At 64.5% G+C, this 23,098-nt stretch carries 22 protein-coding genes; 21 read left to right on the top strand and 1 reads right to left on the bottom strand.

Going from position 1 to position 23,098, the window contains the following annotated elements; translation table 11 throughout:
• Nucleotides 1–191: 191 nt before the first annotated feature.
• From XnspCFBP7698_RS01090 to XnspCFBP7698_RS01070, 4 genes are all read left to right on the top strand, one after another.
• Nucleotides 192–1,406 carry a tyrosine-type recombinase/integrase gene (locus tag XnspCFBP7698_RS01090; RefSeq protein ID WP_233548898.1) on the top strand — a complete coding sequence of 405 codons (1,215 nt, stop codon included), beginning with the start codon at nt 192–194 and terminating at the stop codon, nt 1,404–1,406.
• A complete protein-coding gene (locus XnspCFBP7698_RS01085) occupies nt 1,399–1,797 on the top strand; it encodes an AsnC family protein (protein ID WP_123137228.1) in 399 nt (132 codons plus the stop codon). Before XnspCFBP7698_RS01090 ends, XnspCFBP7698_RS01085 begins: the two co-directional genes overlap by 8 nt.
• Before the next feature lie 38 nt (nt 1,798–1,835).
• Nucleotides 1,836–2,510: a hypothetical protein gene (locus tag XnspCFBP7698_RS01080; RefSeq protein WP_199679994.1), complete on the top strand. Its 675-nt coding sequence runs from the start codon at nt 1,836–1,838 to the stop codon at nt 2,508–2,510.
• 1,735 nt (nt 2,511–4,245) lie between these two features.
• On the top strand, nt 4,246–6,501 hold the full coding sequence (locus XnspCFBP7698_RS01070; RefSeq protein ID WP_158591097.1) for a hypothetical protein: 2,256 nt from the start codon (nt 4,246–4,248) through the stop codon (nt 6,499–6,501).
• On the opposite strand, the gene XnspCFBP7698_RS01065 is transcribed toward XnspCFBP7698_RS01070, so the two are convergent.
• The gene (locus tag XnspCFBP7698_RS01065) at nt 6,485–7,174 is read right to left on the bottom strand and encodes a hypothetical protein (protein WP_147423574.1); all 690 of its coding nucleotides are present in this window, start codon (nt 7,172–7,174) and stop codon (nt 6,485–6,487) included. The genes XnspCFBP7698_RS01070 and XnspCFBP7698_RS01065 overlap by 17 nt on opposite strands.
• Nucleotides 7,175–7,304: 130 nt before the next feature.
• Between XnspCFBP7698_RS01065 and XnspCFBP7698_RS01060 the strand changes: the two genes are divergently transcribed.
• The 17 genes from XnspCFBP7698_RS01060 to XnspCFBP7698_RS00980 all read left to right on the top strand — a co-directional run bounded on the left by XnspCFBP7698_RS01060 (nt 7,305) and on the right by XnspCFBP7698_RS00980 (nt 23,096).
• Nucleotides 7,305–7,754 (top strand): hypothetical protein, encoded by a 450-nt coding sequence (locus XnspCFBP7698_RS01060; protein ID WP_147423573.1) that lies wholly within the window; start codon nt 7,305–7,307, stop codon nt 7,752–7,754.
• 98 nt (nt 7,755–7,852) lie between these two features.
• Entirely contained in the window at nt 7,853–8,821 is a 969-nt protein-coding gene (locus tag XnspCFBP7698_RS01055; protein WP_147423572.1) for a hypothetical protein, read from the top strand.
• Nucleotides 8,822–8,854: 33 nt separating this feature from the next.
• Nucleotides 8,855–9,208 carry a DUF2190 family protein gene (locus XnspCFBP7698_RS01050; protein ID WP_123137221.1) on the top strand — a complete coding sequence of 118 codons (354 nt, stop codon included), beginning with the start codon at nt 8,855–8,857 and terminating at the stop codon, nt 9,206–9,208.
• A gap of 31 nt (nt 9,209–9,239) precedes the next feature.
• Nucleotides 9,240–10,322, top strand: a complete 1,083-nt coding sequence (locus tag XnspCFBP7698_RS01045) for a hypothetical protein (RefSeq protein WP_104542776.1) — start codon at nt 9,240–9,242, stop codon at nt 10,320–10,322.
• A gap of 35 nt (nt 10,323–10,357) precedes the next feature.
• The gene (locus XnspCFBP7698_RS01040) at nt 10,358–10,825 is read left to right on the top strand and encodes a hypothetical protein (RefSeq protein ID WP_123137220.1); all 468 of its coding nucleotides are present in this window, start codon (nt 10,358–10,360) and stop codon (nt 10,823–10,825) included.
• Nucleotides 10,816–11,217: a hypothetical protein gene (locus XnspCFBP7698_RS01035; protein WP_147423571.1), complete on the top strand. Its 402-nt coding sequence runs from the start codon at nt 10,816–10,818 to the stop codon at nt 11,215–11,217. Before XnspCFBP7698_RS01040 ends, XnspCFBP7698_RS01035 begins: the two co-directional genes overlap by 10 nt.
• The gene (locus tag XnspCFBP7698_RS01030) at nt 11,214–11,714 is read left to right on the top strand and encodes a hypothetical protein (RefSeq protein ID WP_123137218.1); all 501 of its coding nucleotides are present in this window, start codon (nt 11,214–11,216) and stop codon (nt 11,712–11,714) included. The genes XnspCFBP7698_RS01035 and XnspCFBP7698_RS01030 overlap by 4 nt, the downstream gene beginning before the upstream one ends.
• 1 nt (nt 11,715) lies before the next feature.
• A complete protein-coding gene (locus tag XnspCFBP7698_RS01025) occupies nt 11,716–12,021 on the top strand; it encodes a hypothetical protein (protein WP_123137217.1) in 306 nt (101 codons plus the stop codon).
• Between the two features lie 4 nt (nt 12,022–12,025).
• Nucleotides 12,026–13,006 (top strand): phage tail tube protein, encoded by a 981-nt coding sequence (locus XnspCFBP7698_RS01020; protein WP_123137216.1) that lies wholly within the window; start codon nt 12,026–12,028, stop codon nt 13,004–13,006.
• 16 nt (nt 13,007–13,022) lie between these two features.
• Nucleotides 13,023–13,445, top strand: a complete 423-nt coding sequence (locus XnspCFBP7698_RS01015) for a hypothetical protein (RefSeq protein ID WP_123137215.1) — start codon at nt 13,023–13,025, stop codon at nt 13,443–13,445.
• A 390-nt stretch (nt 13,446–13,835) separates the two neighbouring features.
• Nucleotides 13,836–16,301, top strand: coding sequence for a phage tail length tape measure family protein (locus tag XnspCFBP7698_RS01010; RefSeq protein ID WP_158591096.1), 2,466 nt, complete (start codon nt 13,836–13,838; stop codon nt 16,299–16,301).
• A complete protein-coding gene (locus tag XnspCFBP7698_RS01005; protein ID WP_123137213.1) occupies nt 16,301–16,657 on the top strand; it encodes a hypothetical protein in 357 nt (118 codons plus the stop codon). The genes XnspCFBP7698_RS01010 and XnspCFBP7698_RS01005 overlap by 1 nt, the downstream gene beginning before the upstream one ends.
• A complete protein-coding gene (locus tag XnspCFBP7698_RS01000; RefSeq protein ID WP_123137212.1) occupies nt 16,654–17,115 on the top strand; it encodes a DUF1833 family protein in 462 nt (153 codons plus the stop codon). The genes XnspCFBP7698_RS01005 and XnspCFBP7698_RS01000 overlap by 4 nt, the downstream gene beginning before the upstream one ends.
• Nucleotides 17,115–17,507 carry a C40 family peptidase gene (locus XnspCFBP7698_RS00995; RefSeq protein ID WP_123137211.1) on the top strand — a complete coding sequence of 131 codons (393 nt, stop codon included), beginning with the start codon at nt 17,115–17,117 and terminating at the stop codon, nt 17,505–17,507. The genes XnspCFBP7698_RS01000 and XnspCFBP7698_RS00995 overlap by 1 nt, the downstream gene beginning before the upstream one ends.
• Nucleotides 17,498–22,111 (top strand): host specificity factor TipJ family phage tail protein, encoded by a 4,614-nt coding sequence (locus XnspCFBP7698_RS00990; RefSeq protein WP_233548897.1) that lies wholly within the window; start codon nt 17,498–17,500, stop codon nt 22,109–22,111. Before XnspCFBP7698_RS00995 ends, XnspCFBP7698_RS00990 begins: the two co-directional genes overlap by 10 nt.
• Nucleotides 22,108–22,419, top strand: coding sequence for a hypothetical protein (locus XnspCFBP7698_RS00985; protein ID WP_104580828.1), 312 nt, complete (start codon nt 22,108–22,110; stop codon nt 22,417–22,419). Before XnspCFBP7698_RS00990 ends, XnspCFBP7698_RS00985 begins: the two co-directional genes overlap by 4 nt.
• On the top strand, nt 22,419–23,096 hold the full coding sequence (locus XnspCFBP7698_RS00980) for a hypothetical protein (RefSeq protein ID WP_123137210.1): 678 nt from the start codon (nt 22,419–22,421) through the stop codon (nt 23,094–23,096). The genes XnspCFBP7698_RS00985 and XnspCFBP7698_RS00980 overlap by 1 nt, the downstream gene beginning before the upstream one ends.
• Nucleotides 23,097–23,098: the final 2 nt, after the last annotated feature.

The following is a 23,098-nucleotide window of genomic DNA, read 5'->3' as shown; positions in this document are numbered from 1 at the left end:
ACAGCCTTACAGGGCAAGGGCAACCGCTGGGCGCTGCCATTCCAAATGTTCCACGGGGGCGAAAAAACGAACCGGCTGCGCTGGGTCAGGTTTCTCGCTAACCCATTGATTCCATTGATCCTCAAGCGTGTCGTGGGGATCGGGGCGGTACGCCGTGAATGTTCCACGGGCACCCCCCCTTCGGATCGGCCGTGGAACATTTCCCCCGGCCCAACTATTGCTCTGCCGAAAAATGGGATGGGTTACAGGGGGCGTTTTGCCCGGGCGGGTGCGCGATGACCGCCGTGCCGCTGCCGGCGGCGGTGTTGGAGGCGTTGGCGTTGTTGCCGAACGGGCTGCAACTGCCTGCGCACCGTGCATGGCTTATGGCCGACTCGCGACGCCTGGCCGAGGCGATGCGTCGCATCGAGGCGCAGGTGATCGCGCCAGCGGCAATGGCCGAGCTGTGGCTGTGGCTGGCCCACTTGGTGATCGATTGCGGCTCGCGTGCTTCGACGACCGGCGAGTCTTATGCCCGCACGGTGGGCCGATGGCTGCAATGGTGTGCGTCCAACGGCGTGGACCATGCCGCAGTGACGGTGACCGAGTTTGATCGCTGGCAGCGCTGGTTGGCGATCGAATGCCGCAACGGTGCCGTGTGGCGCCGCCGGCAGGTCCACGCGCTTCGGGGTTTCTACGACTGGCGCCGCTCGCGTGGTATCGCCGCAACGAACCTCGCGGCGGATGTCACCGGCCCGCGCGTGAAACCAAAGCCCGCGCGCAAGTACACCGATGACCACCTGCGTGCCTTGTTCCGCTCGATCGAACAAATGCCGCAGGTGCGACAGGTACGCGACCGCTGCGCGCTGCTGCTGCTGCTTGCCACCGGCATGCGGCGCGAGGAGCTCTGCACACTGCGGCTTGAGCAGCTGGAGCTGACCATACGCACCGGCGTGGTACGCATCGCCGGCAAAGGGGCCAAGGAGCGCGATGTCCCATTTGAGGGGCCGGTCGCCGCTTCTGTGCATGCTTGGCTGGAGCAACGCGAGGCGCTCCCGTTTCCGCTCGATGGCAGTGCGCTGTTTGTGTCCCTGAGCACAGGCACGCGCGGGCAGGCACTGTCGCTACGTAGCTTTGAAACGATGGTGGCGTATCACGCCAAGCAGGCGAAGTTGCGGGAGTGGGGAATCCATCGGTTCCGCGTCACGTTCGCCACCCAGCTGTATGACGAGGGTGCCGACATCGAGACCATTCGCGCGCTCATGGGCCACGAGAGCATCGAAACCACGCGTCGCTATCTGGCCGTATCCGAGCGGGCACGCCGGACACGGCTGAGCGCAGACCGCCAGCACCGCGTGCTGGGGACGAAACCAACAGGCACGCCGCTGTGGGCGCGTATCGCAACAGGGGAGGTGGTGCGTGATTGAGGGCGTGAGTTTCAGCAACCAAGGCGAGCAGGTGACGGACTTCGAAGTCACGCTCTTGCAGCAGTACCAGGCACAGGACACCAGTGTGCTTGGCGCGTTGGCGCGGCGGCTGTTGGCTGAGTTTGGGCCGCGGCACGGCACGCAGGCGATGGCGGCAGTGCTGGACGAGTTGGGATCAGAGTACATCTACGTCGCCCGCCGTAAGCACTTCTTCGCGGGGTTTTGGAGGCAGGAGCGTGATCAGTTGATCGCACAGATGGCCGCCAATGGTGACTCCTGCAGCGAGATCGGGCGCGTGTTCGGAATGAACCGCACCGCGGTGCATAAGCGTATGAAGCGTCTCCCGGTTAAGGGGACAGGCAACGGGCCGGTGGGCAAGACTCAGGCATGACCGCCATCCGTCCCCGTCGCAAATTGAGCGCTGCAGAGTTGAAGCAGCGCCGCGAGGCCGCGCAGAAATCGACCGGCCCCCGCACGCAGGAGGGGAAAGCACGCAGCAGCCGCAACGGTTGGAAACATGGGCTGACCAGCAAGATCCACATCGCCAGTTTCGATAGCGGTATCCAGTCGCTGCTCGGCGCCGTTGGTCGCCCGTGCTTGAGCACCTGCACGAAGTACCCATGCCCATTGGTGGAAGACGGCACCACCAGCCCCGGCGGCAGCTGCATGGACAAACAGATTTACGTCCAGGCATTCACCGCGCTGATCGATGCGATGCAGAGCGGCGCGATGGAGGGTGTGCACGGCATCATGGCGGCTGAGGCCGCTGCAGCCCTGCAGCTGATGCACGAGCTACGCACCACCATCAGCGCGGACGGTTTGGTGGTGAAGGTGCCCATGATCGACGATGAAGGCCGAGTGATCACGCGCGACGACGGCAGCGAAGTCATCGGGAAGATGATCCCCAACCCGGCTTACGAAATGTTTTTCAAGTCGCTGGAGCGCATGGGCATCAGCCTGCCGGAGATGCTGGCGACACCGAAGTCGAAGGCAGCGGCGAAGGTCGACGACGAGCGCGCCGACGCAATGCAGACCATCCTTGGCGGCATCTTCCAGCGCGGCACTGCTGGCAAGCGTCCATCGTTGCCGGCAAGCGGCGAGTGACACGCCAGAGGACCAACGTCGGGATTCTGCAGGGGCAGATGCTCGATCGCGGCGTGTACAACGTCGACGAGTTCGAGGCGTGGCTGTCCGAACGCGGCTGGGCGTGGCGCCAGTTGGAGCGTGGCAACTATGGCGTCACGCTCGACGAGGCGCTGGTGCTCTACACGTTCGAGGACCCGTTGCGTTGGGCCGAAACGTTCCTGTTCGAGCCGGACAGCGGAGAGCCGTATCGGTTTTGGGATTACCAGCGCCCGAGCGTGCAGGCCTGGATGCAGGACGTGGTGCACCAAGACGGCGCCGAGTGCGGCAAGACCCGCGAGATCATCGCGCTGGTGGCGTGGGCTGGCTGCACTGCGGTGGGCGGGCGCGTCGCCAATCCGTCGTCGCTGGTGGCCGCGCCGCAGCAGACGCACCTTGATGAAATCATCCTGGCGCTTGAGGAGCAGTTCGGCGTCGCCGATGGCGCCGGGCAGAAGACGCTGATCCAGCATTTCTGGTTGAAGCCGAAGAAGACCCCGCACACCATGCACCGGTTCTACGCACCCAACCCGGTGCGACCAGACCGCCCGAGTATCGCCCGCACGTACTACCGCCCCGGCGGCCACGACGGCGAAGCGTTCCGCGGTGTGCACGTGAGCGCGCTGGCGTTGTTTGACGAAGCCGCCAAGGTCAAGAACAAGACCATCTTCAGCGAGTTCTGGCGCGCCCTGAAACCGGGCTGCCGCTCGCGCGTCTACTCCGTACCGGACGGCGACCGCGGCAGCGAGTATTTCCGCCTCACGCAGCAGGCCATTGAAGGCCTGCCGGTAGGCAAGCCGGGCAACCGACTGTTCCGCTGGCAGCAGACGATGAAGCCGGCGCCGTTCTGGAGCGCGGAGCGAGAGGCGGACATGATCCGCCGCTTCAACGGCCGCAACACGCCAGGCTACCAGCGCAACGTGCTCGGCGAGCACGGGCAGGCCGAGAACCCCGTGTGGCCGTGGGGCATCCTACTGCCCAACGTGGTGGACCGCCCCGACTACCGGGTCATCAAGCTCCACGCCGACCACGAGGCCGACACGCTGTCCGTTGAAGTCGCGCGCGTGGAGCTGACCATGCAGCAGGGCCGCAAGGTGGGCAGCTACGCCACCCTCTACGACGACGCGCGCCCGCTGCGCCCGCTGCTGAAAGGGCGCGATGCCGAGCGCCGTGCGGCGATGCTGGAGATCCTGCGGCCGTACATCGCAGGCGCGTCCATGGGCGTGTTCTGGGCCGGCGCCGACCTTGGCGAGCGCAACGACCCCACCGAAATCATTCTGAGCGAGGAAGTCGGTACGGAGTTGCGCGACCTTGTGCGCATCCGTGCCATCGGCTTCCCGTACCACCTGCAGGAAGAGCTGATTGCCGCGCTCGACAGCCTGTTCCGCCACCTGCCGTTCTGGGGCGCGGACCTCGGCAGCGCTGGCACCACGGTTGTGAAGGATCTCATCAGCGTGGACCGCTTCGCCGAATGCAACTTCGAGGATCGGCTAGTTGGCTTCCATTTCCAGCAGTCCGTCGACTGCATGGGCGAGGACGGCGAGCCGCTGCAGGACGAAGACAAGCGCACCGGCGAGATGGTCACGCTCACCGCGCCCGCCAAGCACTGGGCCACGCAATGCATCACCGCTCGCCTGCAGGCCGGCGGCTACGCGATGCCGTACGACCAGGACGCGCTCAACGCCATGTCCACTCAGACCGCCCGCGCCGGCGCCAAGTGGCCCATCTACAGCAAACAAGACGATCACATCCCCGACGCCCGCCGTCAGCAGATGCTGCGCCGCCTGCGCAGCTTGCAGGACGACGGCTGCGGCGTGGACGTGTTCGCCTGCAGCACCATCGAAAGGACCGCCGCGTGAATCTCAATCCCGTCAGCTGGTTCCGTGGCAAGAGCCCGGACCCCACCCGCAACCAGACCGGTGGCATCGCCACGTCGATCCGTGACACGCAGAACCTCGGCGTGTGGCAGGCCAGCATCGGCGGCTGGCAGCCGCGTACTGTGTCGCCGTGGCTGTACGAGGCACTGAAGGAGGCCGTGCCGATGCTTGATGGCGGCCTGGGCCGCATGGTGACGTTGGACGGCATCCTGGCCGTGGAAGGCGATAACGACCGCATCGTCGCCGAGATCGAGGAGTGGATGGCCACGGTGCCAGTCAACGACCTGGAAAACGGCTACCAGGCGATGTACGCCAGCCAGGGCGAGGAACTCTACGAACAGGGACATGGTATCGCCGAGTTCGTCTACTCGTCGACCGGCCGCGACGTGGTTGGCCTGCGTGTGGCCGACAGCAAGGGTACCGCCTTCGTGCGCGATGCCGACCGCATGCGCGTGTTCTACCGCAACCCCAACGCCTGTAGCGATCGCCGGCCGGATGGACTGGGCAATGTCGAGGCAATTTTGCAGGGTCGCGTGCAGGGTTCGCTCACCGCTGGGCTGCTGCTTGAGGTGGGCTACGTCGAGCTGGAGCCGGCGCAGTTGGCTATCTCCATCAACCGACCCGAGGCGGACAACCCCTACGGAACGTCGATGCTGCGTGCGGTGCCTTTCGTGTCGCAGATCCTGCTGCAGATGCAGAACAGCACCCGGCAGGTGTGGGGGCGCTTTGGTGACCCGAGCTTTCATGTGGCGTTCTCGACGAAGAACAGCAAGATCGATAGCGCGGCGGCGCAGAAGCGTGCCGAGACGATCGCCGCCAGCCTGGCCAATGCATTGGCGGCGAAGGCGCGCGGTAACAGCGTCGACGTAGCCACCGGCGTTGGCATGAACGACCAGATAAGCATCGACGTCATCGGCGCGGTCAATGAGGCACTGCAGATCGAGCTTCCTGCACGGCACATGATTGAGCAGATTGTTGCCTCGTTCGGCATCCCTGCATGGATGATGGGGGTGTCATGGGCGCAGGCTGCGGGCATCGCCGAGCCGCAGTCCGAGTTGGTGCTGCAGGATTCCAAGACGCGGTTTGCGCGGCGTGAGGCATCGTTGCGCAAGCCCGTCGAGGCGATGCTGCGTGCCCGCGGGCGCACCTGGAAGAAGGGGGACTGGAAGCTGGTGCAGCATCTGCCATCGCTCACCGACGAGTTGAAGCGCGCCCAGGCCGAGTTCCTGCGCGCCCAGGCCGCTATGGTGCTGGGCAACAGCGCCGCCGGGACCGATCAGGGTCTGGACAACACCCTGCGCTCAGCCGGCCGACAGCCGCACAAGCACGGTCCGCGCTGCATGCATACCAAAGCCGGCGGCGAGGATGCCGAGCCATGGGCCGAGCCTGATGCCGCGTTGCCGGCGATCGAGCAGCGGACCATCGCGCGCATGCTGTCGCGCTGGGAGCGTCTGTATGCCGAGGTGATGAGGTTGCTCGGCCTGGACACCATGAAGGCGGGCACGGCGTGGAGCTTCGACCTATCGTTGATGACGCAGGTCGTGTCGGAGGGCGATTCGACCATCGGCGGAATGGCGGCCGATCTCAACACCGGTACGGTCGACGCCTACGACCGCGGCGTCATCAACGCGCGGGCAGACGTCGACTTAGACTGGACCGACCCTGGCGTGCAGCAGCTGATTGCCGACTCGCGTGCCCGCGTCACCAGCGCGATCCGCCACGAGGGACTGTCACGGGTGCGCGAGGGCGTCACCCGCGAATACACAAGCCGCATCGTCGCGGCGCTGACTTCCGGCCAGTTCGACGGACAGAACCCGGTGCACGTAGCCGCAGCGTTGGAAGACATGTTTGGCGCTGGCAACAGCAACTGGGAGCGCCTGGCGCGCTCCGAGGTAGCCGACGCTCAGGTGCAGGGCAAGCGCGAGATGTATCTGCGGGCAGGCTTCCAACAATACGACTTGATCACTGCCGGTGGCTGTGTCCTGTGCGAAACGCTGGCAGCCAACGGTCCGTATCGGTTGGATGACCCACAGGCGCCGCTACCCGTGCGGAGCACCCATCCGAATTGCAGATGTTCAATCAGGGCTGCGGAGTAGGCTCTAGCGGCGGATCGGTGATGAACGCCAAAAGCTGGTCGCCAATTTCGGTCGTCCTCTTTTGAGCCAATCCCGCACCGCTCATCGTCGTCATCAGAGAGTCGGTATTCAGAAGCCCGCGCGAAGCGAGATCCCGCCATAACACGTGGTACAGCTCTTCGTCCTGCTCGGCTTGCGGAATTTTCCCGATCAATACGGTCCTGAGGGAGCCCATCATCGTGTCAGGCGAGCCACCGGGTGCTTGCGCGAATTTTAGAACCCGCAGCGCCTCGGGTGCGAGGACGTCGATCAGCTCGAGGAAGATGTGTTGCCGCGTGTCGCTCGGGCTTCGCCCAACGGCAATGTTGGATATGGCAGCCCTGAGCGCGTTGAGCTTCTCCACAGAATGCGTGCGTAGTGCAATTTGCGTCGCGGACATTACTGCGGTGATGAAATTTTCGTTCTCGCTTAGGGCTGCAGAATCTATTCCTCGCCCCTGCAGCTCCCGGATACGTTCTGCGACCGATTCCATCCAGGCATTGCGTCGCCTTTCGATAGGTGGGGCTACGATCATCTGGAATATCTCAACCGCCGCGCCGCCGGCTAAGGGTATCGATGAGATGGCGGCCTTAGCAATGCCGTGTGCAATGTCTCCTTTGCTGGGTTGCGGAATGTCATCTGGATCTACCGACATGCAACTCTCCTCATAGATTGCTTGTCGCCCAATCTAGCAGACAGGAGACGGTGCGCTGCGGAATCCTCCTTTCATCGAGCGCCAGCGATTGGCGCCGCGTGCGCCCTTCGGGGCTTCGATGGAGGATTCCGTGAGCGAACCGAACCCCAAGCTGTCTGAGATCCAGAATCTGCCGGTGCCCGAGCTGGCCGAGCGTCTTGGCGAACTGTCCTCGGATGAGCTCACCGCGCTGCGTGCGCTGGAAGCTAAAGAGAAGGATGGTGGCCGCAAGACCGCGCTGGCTGCCATCGACGAGGCCATCGCCAAGGCGAGCCAGCCCGCGGGCGTGAGCACGGCCGGCGAGAGCCCTAGCGCCATGACCCCGCCGTCGATACCGCCAGCGGGTGATGCAGCCATCAAGCCCGCGGGCACGGTGCAAGCTTCGGATGCGCCGCCCAGCGGGGCGGCGGAAGCTCCCGCGACTGCCGCCGAAGCCACTCCCGACTGGCATCGCGAGGCGTACGACGGCCCGCTGACCATCCCGCAGGCCGAGTGGCGCCGCCACAACATCAAGCCCGTGCGGGCGGTGCGCGAGAAGTGAGCGCGCACAAGCACAAGCGGCTTCACCTGGCGATCAAGTCGGCTGGCGATGCCAGCGCCGACCAGCTCACCGCCATCCGCCAGTACACCCTGGCGGACATGCCGGCGGACAAGCTGTACGTGCGCACGTTTGCCATCGCGCACAACGCCATCGACCGAGACCTGGAGTGCTTCGATGAAGCACTGCTGGCCGACTTCGCCCGCACGCTGCCCGGCAAGGGCCTTTTCATTAAGCATCCCAGCGGCTGGGATGGCGACAGTGGCCCCGGCAAGGGGCGCTGGTTTGCCGCGAAGCTGGAGCGCATGTCGCTCGACGAGGCCCGCACGCTGCTGCGCGAGCCCGAGTTGAAATTCCCGCCCGGCGTGGAAACCGCTGTGCTGCTCATGGCCGATGCCTACTTGGTGCGCACGGCCGGCAATGCCGACCTGCTCGAGGAGATCGATGCAGGTGTGGTGGGCGACGTGTCCATCGGCTGCACGGTCAAGGACTACGAGCGCCTGGTGGACGAGCAGGGCAACGAACTCAATGCGTGGCGTCTGGTAGGGCCCGGCGAGGCCCTGGAAGCGTCGCTGGTCTGGCTCGGCGCGCAGCCGGGCGCCCGCGCCGTCAAGGGCGCACAACGAACCGAGGAAGACGACGTGGACCTGCAGAAAGAACTTAACACCGCCAAGGACCGCATCCTGGTCCTGGAAGCCGAGAACGCCACCAGCAAGGCTTCGCACGACATCGTGCTGAGCCTACGCAAAGCATTGGGTGACCACGCTCACCTCATCGACAAGCCGGAACTGCTGGGCGCCGCGGTGAAGTCCGCCGACGCCTACCGCAAGAGCCTGATCGACGACGTGGTGGCCGGCGAGCGTCAGCTGGGCCTGCTGGGCGATGACGAAGAGGCTGTGAACTTTGCCAAGGCCATGTACGCGGGTGACTCCATCGAGCGTCTGGAATCGCTGCATAAGCGGTACGCCGAGCGCGTGGGCAAGGGTGGCCGCATGCCGGCGCCGACCACTGGCGGCCGCGGCGGCGCGCCCGATCCCGCCAGTGGCGACATCAACCCGGCGTTCGCGTAAGCGCGCGCCTCGCATCCCTTCGGAGAACGTCCCATGGCACTGAACATCGCCTCGCCCAGCGAGCTGGTCAAGAACGTCGGATTTGCCCACACCAATGCGACCACGGCCCGTGTGCCGGTGGTGATCGGCGGCAAGCCGCTGATCCCCATCAACACCCGCGCGGCCAACGAGCGCAACGCGTTCGTCTACGAGACCGAAGTGGACAACGCTCCGGCCGAAACCGGCGTGGCCTGGGCGGTGAACGACGCCCTGTACTGGGACGCCACCAACGCCCGCCTTACCAAGACCGCCACCAACAACACCCTGTTCGGCCACGCACTGCAGCCCAAGGCTGCGGCTACGGCGGTGAGCGGGCTGGTGGCGTTCGACGCCTACACCGTCGCCTGACCGGCGGCCCTGCCTTCCAAGGACACGACACATGACCGCAGTCGCCAAATTCAACAACCTGGCCCGCCTGCCGACGCAGAGCGAGGAACAGCGCAAGGCGCTGGTGCAGGCCATCGACCTGGAGCTGTCGCTGCCGGGCATGTGCCTGGATCTGATGGGTGGCAAGGCCGCCAACGATTCCACCGTCACCCTGGTGGGCAAGAGCGCCATGCGCGAAGGCCCCAAGCTGTCGGCGGACGCCATCAAGGCCGCCCTGCGGGTGAAGTACGCCACCAGCGCTGACAGCATCGTCAGCAGCGACATCCCCGCGCGCATCGACCAGTGGTTCCACACGGGCATGCAGGAGATCGACACCGGCTGGACAAACCTCTTCCGCCTGGTGGACATGCGCGGTGGCAACCAGGATGCCTTCGAGGTTGCCACCGGCGAGTTCGGCGTGAGCTTCAAGCAGCGCGCACCGGGCGAAAAGACCGAGATCTGGCGCCTGCCCACCGAAAGCGAGGTGTCGCTGAAGTACGTCACCTACAGCGCTGGCGCAGGCGTGCTGGATGACTGGCTGCGCTACAACAAGTGGTGGAACGTCGAGGCGATCATCACCGAGTTCCGCGCCAAGGCGTGGATGAACCAGGCCGAGCAGCACTATGGACTGTTCACCGCGCTGGGCTCCGGTATCAACTTCGCCCGCATTGCCGGCGATGATCTGGGCACCGAAACCCTCAACGCAGCCGCGGCATCGATCTACCGCCAGCAGCAGTTGAAGGGGACGGCAGTCAGCGCAAATACGCCTCTGTGGATCGTCACCAGCCCGGAGAAGCGCGGTTACATCCTGCGCATGCTGGAGGCCACGCAGGGCAGCCTGATCGTCGGCTACCAGAACGGCATCCCGCTGGCGGTCACCGTGGCAGGCGTGATCGCCACCACCTACGTACCCGCCAACGACGCCGGCTACTACTTGGTGCTGCCGCAGCGCCGCAACGCCCGCGGCGTGTGGATGGACCTGCAGATCGAGAAGAACCGCGACATCTATAAGCGCGCCGAGGACTGGGTGGGCACCATGCAGTACAACGCCACTATCGCGGACACCTCGCAGGTGCGCCGCGTGCTGTTCGCCTGACGGAGCAGGGCGGGGCACATTCCCAGCCCGCAGCCATGGCAGCCAAGGCGACCATTCAGGACATCACCGATGCGGGCTTTCGCGCCGAGCAGTTCGGCACGCCAGCAGGCGACGATGCGGCCAGCTGGGAACAACCCGGCGGCTACGTCGATCGCCTGCTGCAGCGTGCCGAACGCTGGGCGCGCGGCCGCATCGGTGCGCAATACGACGCCATCGCGGTGGACACGCCGCAGGGCGAGGCGCTGCGCTCGGCCGAGCTGTGCTGGGCCAAGGCGCATCTGTGGAGCCGCCGCGCCGCGTTCGTAGACAGCAACGCGGCAACCAGCCTGGACAACATGCATTACCTCAACCGCCGCGAATATGAGGCACAGGCCGAGCGTGCAACGGCATGCGCCGAGACGTTTATGCAGCAGGTCATCGACCCCAGCGAGCCGGCCGGCACGGCCATCGGCATCGCCGCCGCCGAGCGTGGACCGTGGCGCAGAGGTGCTGCATGGCGCTGACGCTCCGCCTCAACCTGGGCAATTTCCCTAGCCCCAACGTCGTCGCGTCCACGCTGCACGCTGCGCGGCAGGCAATGCTGCGGAACATCGCTGTGCAGATGGAGACCGGGGTCAGCGATCGCGCGCGTGGCCCAGCCGGCGCAGCCCCTGGCGCGTACCCCATTCCCGCGCGCACCGGCGCGTTCCTGCGCGGCTTCGCTGTGCAGATCGGTGACAACAGCGTGGTGATCGGCAATGACCGCGAATATGCCCGCGCCCTGCATGAGGGTTTCCACCCCTACGGCAATGAGGACGCGCGGCCGATCCCCGGCCGTCCGTACTTCGAGGACGCGGTCAAGACGCTCGACATGGAGCGTGCTGAGGCAGCGTGGTGGCAGGCGGTGAGCGCATGATCGCCGCCGCGCGCGAAGCACTGCACCGCCTGCTCGAGCAGGACGCCGACGTGGCCGCCGCGCTGCAGGCGCTGACGCTCGGCTCGCGCGGCCAGGCTGCGGTGCCCAAGGTCATCAAGGGCAACCGCCGCTTCGAGCAGATTGGCCAGGAGAACTTCCCGTGCTGGATCAGCGAAAAGGGCGACGCGCGCGGTGCCGACGCCAGCAATGGCGGTGGCGACCCGGCCGGCCTGATCGTCAACAGCACGCAGCAGGACTGGTTGACTGATATCGAGATCTCGCTGGTGTGGCACCAGCAGGATTTCTCCCGCGCGGTGGACCAGCGCGACGGCATCACCGCGGCGCTGGTGCAACTGCTGCTCCGCAACCCGTCGCTGGACGACACCTGCCAGCTGGCCTTCGTCGCCAATGAGATCAACGACCGCGCGTTCCGCGCGCCCACGCACTGGATCGCCTTCGTGGTCCGCGTGCATCACACCATCTACCGGGACGCCTGACATGCCCCCCAAGACCGCAGCCGCCACCGACGCGCTGGTCGGCGTTTTCTTCACCGCCGAGAGCCACCCCGGCATCCGCCAGATCGGCACGCACAAGCCCGGCGCCGTGGTTCGCGTGGAGCCGGCCGAGGCTGTGCGCCTGGTAAGTGCCAAGCGCTTCCAGTACGCCACCGCCGAAGACGCAGCCACCGCTGCCGTGTGGCTGGAACAGTTCAATGCCGCCGCCCTGTCGTCCGATCCCGCCGGCCCCGCCACCGGCGTGGACGGGCAGGGCAACGGCGCCACCATCGCACCCGCGCAGGAGTAATCCCATGGCACAGGCCACCGGCGCCAAGAGCCGCGTCATCGCCGTCACCGAGACCACCTACAACGAGATTCCCGCGACGCCCGACGCCGAGCTGATCTACATCCAGACCTTTACCCTGAAGCCGAGTGCTGCGCGCGAGCAGGACCCCACGCTAAGCGGCTTCCGTGGGCAGGCACGTGGCACGCTGGGCCGCCGCGAGGTGGCTGGCCAAGCCACCGTGAGCTTGGCGCCCGGCAGTATCGGGTTCTGGCTGAAACACCTGATCGGCGCGCCGGCCACCACCGGCAGCGCGTCGCCGTACACGCATACCTTCAGCCTGGCCAATCCGCTGCCGGCCGGCATCACCTTCGAGGTGGACTACGGTGCGGCGATCGCGGCGCCCGGTCGCTACATGCGTTACAGCGGTTGCCGCGTGAATCAGGCGCAGTTCCAGTTCCAGACGCAGGGCACTCCGAGCGCCACCATCGACCTGCTTGGTTCCAGCTCCGATGGCACCATCGCCACCTCGCTGGACGCCACGCCCACCGACCCCGGCCATGCAGCGTGGGGCGTGAGCAACCTCGCGCTGGTGTTGGATGGCGGCACCACCGAGGTGTGCCTGGAGTCGCTCAACGTTACCTGGTCCAACGACCTCGACGGCGACCTGTGGTGTATCAACAACGGCGGCCAACGCCACGGCCTGCCGGAGGGCTTCGCCATCGTCACTGGCGACGGCGTGGCGCAGTTCGACACGCCGGTTCTGCTCAACAAGGCGCTCAACGACCAGGACCTGGCTATCCAGGTGTCGCTCACCCGCGGCACCGGCGCCGGCACGGCTGGCAACGAGTCGTTGGTAATCACCATTCCGTTGTCCACCATCGACCAGACCGCTCCGGAAATCAGCGGACCACGCGGTTTGAAGATGCCCTTCAATTTCGTCGCGCACCGCACCACGGGTGAGCTTGGCGTCACAGCCGTGCTGAAGAACCAGCGCGCAACAATCTGACAAGGAGCAAGGCGGAATGTTTCGATTCGCAAACCTGGGGCGCGTGTGGGTGCCGGTGGATCTACCTGGCGGTGATGGCGAGACGCCGGAGCTTGTGCGCGTGCACCTGTTGATGACCTTGTATACCGATGACGAGCTGGCTGCCCGCGACCGTGAGGTCATGACGCGCACGTCGGCTTCCTTCCTGGAGAGGGCCGCCACCAGCACCGAACCTGCAGAGCTGCAGGATGCCTTCGACGACATGCAGCGTGTGCGCCTTGATGACCGCGCAGACGTGCTCCGGCGCACTCACGACTGGCGCGGCTTTGCCGATGAGGAGGGCGAGCCGTTGCCATTCTCGCAAGAGCACCTCGAGGCGCTGCTGGCCATGGCCTATCTGTTCCAGCCGATCCGCCGCGCGCTCTTCGACACGAGCCGCGAGGGCGTAAGAAAAAACTGATCGCCTGGGTGCGGTGGCGCGCCGGCGCCGCGCCTGGGTATGAGGAAGAACGGCTATGGGATGTCGGCAACGAGTTCGGAGACAGCTTCACCAGCGAGGCTTGCCGCAGCTGTCCTGTGGTGTGTTCGGACTGCTCGCAGCCGCGCTTGCTACCTTCAGCGGAGCCTGCAGCACTGGCATTTCTTTGGTGCCGCTCGCAGTGGCAGTACGCGCCCAGCGGTCTGCCGACTGGATTGCGATACGCCGACTGCATGGTGCTGTTGCGCGCACGTGTGAGCGAGCTTGGTTTGGCGCGTGCCGATCTGCCGCAGCTACTGGCGCAGTTGCAAGTGGCCGAGCAGGCATACGTGCAGGCAAATGTGGAGCATTGGCAGAGGGAGCACGATAAGCATGGCGGGCGGTAACACCTTCAATGTGCGGTTTGAGGTGAGCGATGACGGAAAGGTCAGCGCTCACATCGCCGGCATCAGGCAGCAAGCGCGCGATGCGGAGCCGGCTGTGCGCTCGCTGGGCGATCGACTCAACTCGGTCGCTAGCATCATGGGCGGCGCGCTTGCTGGCGCCAGCGGGGTCGTAGCTGCAGGCATGGCCTTGGTGATCAGGAACACCATGAACGCCGAACGCGAGTTGGCGCAGCTCAACGCCGTGCTCAAGTCGACGGGGCAGGATGCCAATTTCAGCGCCGAACAATTGGCCGCAATGGCGGACAACATCGCCCGCGCCAGTACATTCAGCGGTGGCGACATCACCAATGCTCAGACCCGGCTGCTGTCCTACAGTGGCGTCGTCGCCAGTAACTTTGTGCCGGCGCTGCAGGTGGCTATCGATCAGGCCGCACGCCTGGGCATCAGCGTGGAGAGTTCTGCGGAGATCGTGGGCCGCGCGCTTGAATCCCCTACCAAGGCGGCGGGGGCGCTGGCACAGCAGGGCTTCGGCGCGGCGTTCACCAAGAGCGTGCGCGACAGCATCAAGGCACTGGAGCAGTCCGGGCGCACCGCAGAGGCGCAGGGGATCATTCTGGATATCCTCAATGAGTCTTACCAGGGGGCTGCCCAGGCAGCCCGAAACACGTTCGGCGGATCGCTTGCAGCGCTACGCAATAGCCTGGATGACCTCACGACTGGCGAGGGCGGTAGCCTCGATGGTGCAGCCTCTGCAGTCAATCGGCTGACGAGTGAGCTGCAGAGCGAGCAGACCAAAGCTGCATTTGGCCAGGTGATTTCGCTGGTGTCGCAGGTCACCAGCGAGCTGGTCGGTAGCATCACGCAACTGACCGCTTGGTATACCAAAGTGCGTGAGGCGCAGGGCCTTGCAAGTGGCAGCAATCCCCAGCAGGCCAGCACCGATGCATTGAATGCACGCATGGGCAAAGTGCAGGCAGAGCGCAATGACCTGCAGCGCTGGAAGTCCAACGTGTTCGGGCTGCCGCTAACCGACAACCAATCAACATTTCGTGAGCAGCAACTTGCGATTTTGGAGGCTGAGCGAGTTGCCATCCAGCGCGAACTCACCTCTCGTTACAAGCAGCAGGCTGCGCCGGAAGCCTCTCCGGTCTTGACCGAGCAGCGGCGCCCCGTGCCGGCGTTGGTCGATGAAAAAGAAGCGAGCCGCCAGGCCGAGCGCATCAAGCGTGCAACTGCAGAGATGTCGGATTCGCTACGCAGCTGGCACACCGAGCTGGAGCAGATCGGCAACCCCATCATCGACGAATACAACAAGCGCCTGCTTGAGGTGGCCGAACGCAGCGAGACAGCGGCAAAAGCCAAGGTTCCCACAGCGCAGATCGACGCATTCACCGCATCCATGCGTGCATTGGCGCAGCAGATCCGCGACCGGGATATCGCCGAGTTCCAGCGCGAGTTCGCTGAGGACACCGCGGAGATGGCCGCGCAGCTGCGCGGCGGCGGTGCTTCGGCTGCATTGGAATACGCGAAGGCGTTGACGAAGGTGCAGGAGCTGCTGGATGCGGGAGTGATCTCCACTGATCAATACTCGGCACGCCAGCAAACATTGCGCGATCAAATGAATGCAGGCGCCATCCAGGTGCTGCAAGACATTGGCGAAGAGCAGCAGGCGTTGCTGCTCAACACGCAGCAACTGGAGGTTTACAACCGCCTGAAACAGGCCGGCGTGGATGCGAACAGCGCATATGGGCAATCGATCGTCCAGGCCACGGAGCAGTTGCAGCGTCAACGCGAAAGCGCGGCGGTATTAGGCGACTTACGTTCTGCGACCCATGATTTCGCCTCGGACGCCATTGTCTCTTTCGGCGAAGCCGGCGATGCAGCAGGGCGGTGGATCGATCGAATGAAACGCATGGCTGCGGATCTCTTTGCCGATCGTGCCATCCAATGGTTGTTCACCACGGGTATGAGTCTGCTGGGTGGCGGCGCAGGTAGCTACACAGGCGGCGGCACTGGCGCCGGTAGCACGACCGGGTTCGGCAACAATATGGAGGGGTTCACAGGGCGCAATCTCTTCGGGTTTGGAGGTGGGCGTTCCGTTGGTGGCGGCGTCAGCCGGGATCGAATGTACGAAGTGACCGAAGGCGGACGGCCGGAGTTGCTGCGTCAGGGGAATCGTACCTACCTCATGCCAGGTTCGGACGGTGTTGTCATCCCAGCCGGTGCTGCAGCGGCTGGCGGGAGTGTTGGCGGTGGCTCGCAGGTCAACGTCAACATCATCGGCGCGCCGAGCCAGCCGCAAGTCAGTACACGCGGCAATAGCACTGGCGGTACCGATGTCGAGGTGCTGTTCAAACAAATCGAAGGGCGCCTCGCCGGCAATATGAGCGCCGGTTCTGGTCCTTTCTATGCCGCGACAAAGTCACGTTTGAACGTGCAGGACCGGCGCTGATGGCTGAGTTCCCAGCGTACGTCGGAATCATGGTCAGCGATTTTGGTGAAGAGCCGCAGCCATCTGTAGAGCGCACGGAAATGGAGCGTGGTGTTCCGAAGCAACGCCTCCTGAACTCCCGCGACATGGTTGAGTTGTCGTGCACATTGCTGTTTCGGTCAAAGGCCGACATGGCTGCCTTCGATGTTTGGTACTTCGATGTGATTAAGAAGGTCGGGTACTTCACGATGTTGCACCCACGCACCGGCGTGCCGATCAAGGCATGCATCAAGGGTGGCGCTATTGGACGGTTGCAGCCGCGCAATCCAATGTTCACATCTGCAACCCGGCAGACGGTAATCGAGTACCTGCGATGAGCACGTTTACGGAGCGCCGCCAGCGGGTGACGGACACGGACGGCCCGCTGGAGCTGCTGGAGATGACGGCGCCATCGTTCGGTGCGGTCCTACGGATTGCCAACGACACGCAGGATTGGGTGAGCAACGGCAATACGTACATGGGTTATCAGTTCCGCTTCACCCCGCCCCCGGACGCGGCTGGGCAGACGCCACGGGCGCAGCTGGAACTCGACAACGCCGGTCGCGGCATTACCGATGACCTGGAGCACCTGCAGCCAAACGAGATGGTGATGTGCCGCGTGCTGATCACCGATCGCGCGCAACCCGATGTTATCGCTCGGCGGTTCTACCTGCCGCTCACCCAGGTGCGCGCAGCTGGCCCGCTGATCACCGCGCAGATCGGAGTGGACTTCTTCATGCGCCAGCAGGCGGTGAAGCTACGCGCGAACCCGCACGTGCTGCCGGGGATCTTCTGATGCGGGCGCGTGAGGTTGAGCGTTTCCTAAACATCCCATACGACGCCGATAACTACGACTGCGCCGACCTGGTCGTGCAAGTGCAGCGTGAGCTGTTCGGCCGGGAGGTGCAGATGCCTGCCCGGCGCCCACGCGGTGCAGAGGGGCAGGTGGTACTCGGCGAATTGTCTCGCGTGTATGCAGCACCCACTGCCACACCGGTCGATGGCGACCTGGTGCTGATGTTTGACAAGGGCCAAAGCCGGCCCGGCCACGTCGGCATCTTCTTTTACCTGGCCCATGAGGGTTGGGTGCTTCACACAACCAGCGCGCTCGGCAGCAGCTGGCTGCACCGGGCGCGCGAGCTGCCGGATTACGGCGCAAGGATCGAGGGGTATTACACATGGGTCTGATGACCACGCCTGCGAGGGACGGTCAGCTTGTGCTGACACCGCATCCGGTCACCCTGGAAGGGCAGCGCCACATTGCGATGGATCTGCAGCCGGGTGAGCGCCTGTGCGATTTCCTGCATCGCCACGTGATTGATCTGGATCAGGGCGAATGGTCAGTGTCGATTGGTGGCCGTGTCGTACCGCGCCATCTGTGGCCGCACGTCTTCCCGAAGGACGGCCAGGTCATCGAAGTGCGCGGCGCGGTCGGCAGAAACGCGCTGTACATCGTGGCGATGGCCGCGCTGATCTACTTCACTGGTGGTGCCGGCGCGACATGGGCTGCGGGTTTGGGTACCACCGGTGCGGCCGTCGCATACACGGCAGCCTTTGTGGCTGGCTCGATCCTGATCAATAAAACGCTCGGGCCTAAGGTCGAGAGCCCTGCTGGGCCGAGCACGGCGGGCACCGTCTACAGCTTAGGGGCGCCGCGCAACCGCTTGCGCCCCTATGAGCCGCTGGGCCTGCTATTCGGCCGCATGCTGATCGCCCCCGACTTCGCGAGCAAGCCCTACACCTTCTACGAGGGCGACAACCAGTACGTTGGAATGGTGCTGACGCCGGGCATCGGCGTTGGCCGGGTGGGCGTGTTCACCAATGCGGGCACGCCGCTGTCCAGCTATGAGGGAGTGAGCGTCTATCACTCCGGCTATAGCGAGATGCCGGATGAAACCATTCCGCTGTACAGCAATGTCGACACCACCGACGGTGGCGAGCTACCGGATACGGCCGACTTCGTCACCCGCACCACCAGTGCCGACACCGTACGCATCCAGATCAACCTGGAATACGTGCTGGGCGGCGTGGGCACTTCCGGCAAGAAGTACAACGTGTCGGAGACCGTGCAGGTGCAGTACGCGCCGGCGGGCACGGGGATCTGGGCCACCCTGACCACGCAGACGTTCACGGGCGACCAGCTCGACGTGAGCAAGCGTGCAACCGTGTCGGCAGATGTGGCCAAGGGCCAATACGACGTGCGTGTACGCATCCTCGGGCAGGGCAACTACGAGGGGGAAAACACTCAGCGCAACGACTTTCAATGGTCGACGATGGGCAGCGTGCAGGCTGACACCGCGACTTACGCCGGTATTTCGCGCAGCGGCATCCTGATGAAGGGCACCGGCCAGCTCAACGGCCAGCCCGACGAGTTGCGTGCAGAGCACGTCGCCGCACCGATCCCGTTGTGGCGTAACGGAAACTGGGTGAACGAGGAAACCAGCAACAACGGCGCACATATCCTCAAGTACGCGCGCGGCTATTACGACCAGAACGGCAGGCTCATCGGCGGCATGGGCAAGAGCGATGAGGAAATCGACATCGAGTCGCTGCAGGGCTTCATGGCGCACTGTGAGGCGAACGGCTACACCTACGACTACTGGTTGACAGAAGAGCGCACGCACGACGAGGTGCTACAGGCGATTGCTCTTGCCGGTATGGGGCAAATCACCTGGGCCGGTGGTCGCTTGTCGGTGGTGTGGGCCGCGGACGAACAGCCGTTGTCGGGCGTGGTCAACATGGCCACGATGAAAAAAGGCAGCTTTGCTGTCGACTACACGCTGGCTAACGCGGCTGACGGCATCGAATACAGCTATTTCGACAGCACGACGCAGAAGGTCGAGATGGTGCGTGTAGCGGCGCCTGGCGTCGAAGTCGAAGATATGCTCAGTCCGGCGCGTTTGACTGGGGAAGGTATCACCCGGGAGCAGCATGCGGCGGAACTGGCCCGCTACCACCTAGGCCAGAGCCTTTTCCAGTACAAGGACATCAGTTTTGCGCTAGATACCGAGTATCTGACGGTCCGGCGACTCGCCAAGGTGGCCTTGTCCCACGACGTCACGCAGTGGGGCTTCGGCGGGCGGATCGTTGCAGCCGAGCGCAGCCCGCTGCTGGGCACGGTCACCCTGACGCTGGACGAGCCGGTGCCGCCGCCCGCATCGGGCAATGCGTTCATCGGCCTGCGAATTCCTGGGGAAGCCGTTTACCGCACGTTCCGCGTGCGCAGCTTTACCGAAGCGACCGACACCATCCAGCTGGTGGAGGAGTGGCCAGATGACGCTGCGTTGCCTGGCGAAGGCTATGACGACGCCATGGTTTCTGGCGGCTGGCAGGACAATCCAGCGCACGACACCATCTGGATCTACGACTTCAAGACCACGCCAGGCTACGTCGGCCGCGTGGTCGCGATCGAGCCGGAGAGCGATCTGAAGGGCGCCAGCATCAGCGTGGTGCCGGAGTCGCCGGAGTTCTGGACCTACGTCAAGACGGGTGTGTACCAGCCGCCAGAGAGTGGCTCATCGCTAGCCACGCGCCCGATCGTCAGCAATCTTGCGATCGGCGAGGACCAGGTCACCATCGGCGACGTCACCGCGACGGACTTGGTGGCGACCTTCGACATCACCGGCCCGTTCGATCACGCAGTGGTCTACGCTTCGGCGTCGGATGGCAACGGCGAGCTGCAGGAAGTGGCGCAGACGCGCACCCGTACGGCGCGGTGGCGCATCCCGCGCGCCGGCACCTACACGATCAACGTGCGCCCGTTCGGCCCGGAGGGGCAGATGGGTATCGGTGCCTCGCTGATCTTCACGACCATCGGCGCCGACGCACCGCCGGTCAATTACGACCTGTTCGACGTAGAGGAGATCTCCGGCGGCATCCGGCGCTACACCTGGGGTTTCTGGAACGACACCATCCAGTCGGCCAACCTGGCCGGCGCGGAGATCCGCTACGCCCAAGCCCCGGAGCAGGGCGCGCCGATGCCGGCGTGGGAGGCCATGACGCCGGTCGGGGACAGCGGCTACCACACCGGCGCATTCGACTCGCCCATCCCGTCCTCGGGCAAGTGGACGTTCGCCATCCGCGCGCGCAACACCAACGGCACGCTGTCGTTGGCTGCTAAGTACGTCACCAAGACGCTGGGCAAGAACCTGGGCGAACTGCAGGAGGAGATGCAGCAGGCGATCAATCAGACCACCGAAGAGGTCCGGCAGGGCTTCCTGGAGGCCGCAGAGCGCAATCGCCAGACTGCCGAGGCCGCACTGGCGGCAGCAAACAAGGCGCGTGAGGATGCAATCGCACACGCGGACGCGCTTAACGCTGCGCTGGGCGACCTGGTCAACGCGGACGAGTGGACCTCCACGGGTTCATATCCCGCGGGCGACTTCGTGCGCTATGACGGCCGGCTGTATCGGGCGCTCGTGGCCAACTCCGGTGTGGTGCCGACCGGCAACGCTGCCACTTGGCAGAACGTCGGCAACTACGCGAGCGCAGGCGAGGCGATGGCCGCCGCGGTCGACATGGCGACGCAGACGGCGAACAACCTGGCGGCAGAGGTCACCCGGCTATCAGGGGTGATTGCCCGCCTACCTGCGGGCGACGGGCAGCTTGCTCCATCCGCATGGGTATCAGAGGGGTTCACGGCACTGACAAATGCCGACACAGCGCTAGGCCGGCGCGTCGGAACTGTAGAGGGCCGCATGCCGGCCGGTAACGGTGCCCTGGAGACGGTGGCGAGAGTCACGGAAGTGGATGAGGCGGCGGTCCGGCGCAACGAGGCGATGGCGCAGCGGGTCGGCGTGGTGGAGACGCGCATGCCGTCCGGCGTCGGCCTTCTCGCAACTTCCGCAGGTGTGAATGCTGTAGATCAGGCGCGCATCAGCGGTGATCAGGCGCTGGGCCAACGCATTGAAGCGACGAACGCAGCAGTGGCTGGCAAAGCCGACACCTCGGCGCTCAACGCGCTGAGCTCGCAGGTGCAGCAGGTGGGCAATCAGGCCAACGCCACCAGCACCGCAGTCACGGCCGTGGTGGCGAAGACCAACATCAACGCCAACATGCTGAAGAATCCCACCTTTGCCCGAGGGTCTTCGAGCTGGGTGCTACCTGCGGGAGCGGTCCTGTTCAATAACGCGTTGAACGGTCCTTACCTGGTGATGCCCGCCACGTCTGGCGGGGCCGCAGCGGAGCAGTTCGTAAACGACACGCCTGCCGGCATCTACACATTGTCGGGGGACATCCTAAAAACCAATGGTAATGGGGTGTCGAGACTGGAGATCGGTGCGTACAACGCCTCGGGCTTGATCGGAGCCGTGTCAGTTGCTGCCGATTCTGGCAGCTGGCTTGTCTGGAAGAGATTCCAAATAAGCGTTAACGCACCCTCGGGCACGACTCGGTTATTGGTCCGGCTGATCGTTGAAGGAACTCCGGGTCCAACGTACTTCAGGCAGCTCAAGGTGGAGCCGGGGCTGGTCGCCACGTTGTGGACTGATGACACTTCAGTTCTAGAACAGGCGTCCGCCACGCAATCGCTGGAAGCACGGATGAGTGTCAATGAGAACGGCATCGCCAGCTACTACGCGTCTTACACGTGGGCGCTGGACGTCACTGGCAAGGTGATCGGCATGCGCTCTTACAATAATGGGCTCATCGGCAAGATCACGTTCTCTGCGGACGTGGTGGAAATCATCGGCGCCACACCGGGTGGCGGTCGCAACGAGTTCGTCGGCGGGAAGTTCTACGCCTACGCGCCCAACGGTCGCCGTGTGGTTGCTCTTGGGTATGGAGTGACATGACCAACGTCCTGATCATCAACGACGCCGACACCGGCGTCGTGCTGCTGCAGGTAACCGATCAGCCCGACTCGGACCTGCTGACGCAGCACATGGGTGCGGTCGCCATCGCCAGCGGCAGCAATGGGTCTGTGCCGGTGCCGGTCACAGGGAGCGCCAACCAGCTGTACTACTGGTTCGTGGCAGATAGCAGCGCGGGGAGCGCGCTGCTGCCGATCTTGAGCGACAACGGCAATGCGATCAGCTGGAGTTCGCCTGACTCTGCCAATACCGCCCGCGCCGGCGGCACCCTGTTCTACGGGAGGTTTTGATGGCTTATGCAATCTTCGAGGCCGGTCCAAACCGAGTAGTGATATCCGAAACGTGGAAGAACCTGGCGATGGCGTCGAAACAAACGATCACGCCTGCCGGCAGTGGCGTGCTCAAGACATGGAGCCTGACCGTTTCCGGCACCAATCCAGTTCTCGCGTTCTTGGGTGAGAGCAACGCCGCGCTTGCAACGCGAACACAGAGCGGGAACAGCTTCACGTTCACCGGCTTCACCACCAGCGGTAGCTTCACTGCCATAGTTTTCGACTATCCGAACTTCGGGCGCCGAGACTACTTGGTGATTACCAATCCCGACACCGATGAGGTGCATTTCGATGCGACACTCAAGTACATGAAAGTGCGCGGGCTGCTGCAGGGCAATGCCAATCAAGGCGGGTCGATCACCCTTCCTGCAGGTCGCACATACGCGGCGCTTGCTGGATCGGCAGGCAACATCATGCTGGCCGTTGGTGGCGTCGTTGGCGGCGGGCCGCAATGGCTGGTGAGCGTGGTGTGGCGCAAGGGGGTCGTCAACATCAACGGCAATGTTGCCAGCATCAGTGCAATCGACACCGGAAACTTTTCCCAAACGGGCGCGAATGGCACCCCATTCCCTGCTCCTGGCCAGTACGGCCAAGCCTGGGTGCGCGCTCCCATACTCGACGTCACCGGATATTGATA

Source organism: Xanthomonas sp. CFBP 7698 (genome assembly GCF_003600855.1).
Classification (GTDB): Bacteria; Pseudomonadota; Gammaproteobacteria; order Xanthomonadales; family Xanthomonadaceae; genus Xanthomonas; species Xanthomonas cannabis.
This window is presented reverse-complemented; position numbering and strand designations above follow the sequence as displayed.

What these genes read in the sequence shown, in the direction of transcription:
- XnspCFBP7698_RS01065 (WP_147423574.1), bottom strand. Translation starts at nt 7,174, where the DNA reads ATGTCGGTAGATCCAGATGACATTCCGCAACCCAGCAAAGGAGACATT.
- XnspCFBP7698_RS01055 (WP_147423572.1), top strand. Translation starts at nt 7,853, where the DNA reads ATGCCGGCGGACAAGCTGTACGTGCGCACGTTTGCCATCGCGCACAAC.
- XnspCFBP7698_RS01050 (WP_123137221.1), top strand. Translation starts at nt 8,855, where the DNA reads ATGGCACTGAACATCGCCTCGCCCAGCGAGCTGGTCAAGAACGTCGGA.
- XnspCFBP7698_RS01045 (WP_104542776.1), top strand. Translation starts at nt 9,240, where the DNA reads ATGACCGCAGTCGCCAAATTCAACAACCTGGCCCGCCTGCCGACGCAG.
- XnspCFBP7698_RS01040 (WP_123137220.1), top strand. Translation starts at nt 10,358, where the DNA reads ATGGCAGCCAAGGCGACCATTCAGGACATCACCGATGCGGGCTTTCGC.
- XnspCFBP7698_RS01035 (WP_147423571.1), top strand. Translation starts at nt 10,816, where the DNA reads ATGGCGCTGACGCTCCGCCTCAACCTGGGCAATTTCCCTAGCCCCAAC.
- XnspCFBP7698_RS01030 (WP_123137218.1), top strand. Translation starts at nt 11,214, where the DNA reads ATGATCGCCGCCGCGCGCGAAGCACTGCACCGCCTGCTCGAGCAGGAC.
- XnspCFBP7698_RS01025 (WP_123137217.1), top strand. Translation starts at nt 11,716, where the DNA reads ATGCCCCCCAAGACCGCAGCCGCCACCGACGCGCTGGTCGGCGTTTTC.
- XnspCFBP7698_RS01020 (WP_123137216.1), top strand. Translation starts at nt 12,026, where the DNA reads ATGGCACAGGCCACCGGCGCCAAGAGCCGCGTCATCGCCGTCACCGAG.
- XnspCFBP7698_RS01015 (WP_123137215.1), top strand. Translation starts at nt 13,023, where the DNA reads ATGTTTCGATTCGCAAACCTGGGGCGCGTGTGGGTGCCGGTGGATCTA.
- XnspCFBP7698_RS01010 (WP_158591096.1), top strand. Translation starts at nt 13,836, where the DNA reads ATGGCGGGCGGTAACACCTTCAATGTGCGGTTTGAGGTGAGCGATGAC.
- XnspCFBP7698_RS01005 (WP_123137213.1), top strand. Translation starts at nt 16,301, where the DNA reads ATGGCTGAGTTCCCAGCGTACGTCGGAATCATGGTCAGCGATTTTGGT.
- XnspCFBP7698_RS01000 (WP_123137212.1), top strand. Translation starts at nt 16,654, where the DNA reads ATGAGCACGTTTACGGAGCGCCGCCAGCGGGTGACGGACACGGACGGC.
- XnspCFBP7698_RS00995 (WP_123137211.1), top strand. Translation starts at nt 17,115, where the DNA reads ATGCGGGCGCGTGAGGTTGAGCGTTTCCTAAACATCCCATACGACGCC.
- XnspCFBP7698_RS00990 (WP_233548897.1), top strand. Translation starts at nt 17,498, where the DNA reads ATGGGTCTGATGACCACGCCTGCGAGGGACGGTCAGCTTGTGCTGACA.
- XnspCFBP7698_RS00985 (WP_104580828.1), top strand. Translation starts at nt 22,108, where the DNA reads ATGACCAACGTCCTGATCATCAACGACGCCGACACCGGCGTCGTGCTG.
- XnspCFBP7698_RS00980 (WP_123137210.1), top strand. Translation starts at nt 22,419, where the DNA reads ATGGCTTATGCAATCTTCGAGGCCGGTCCAAACCGAGTAGTGATATCC.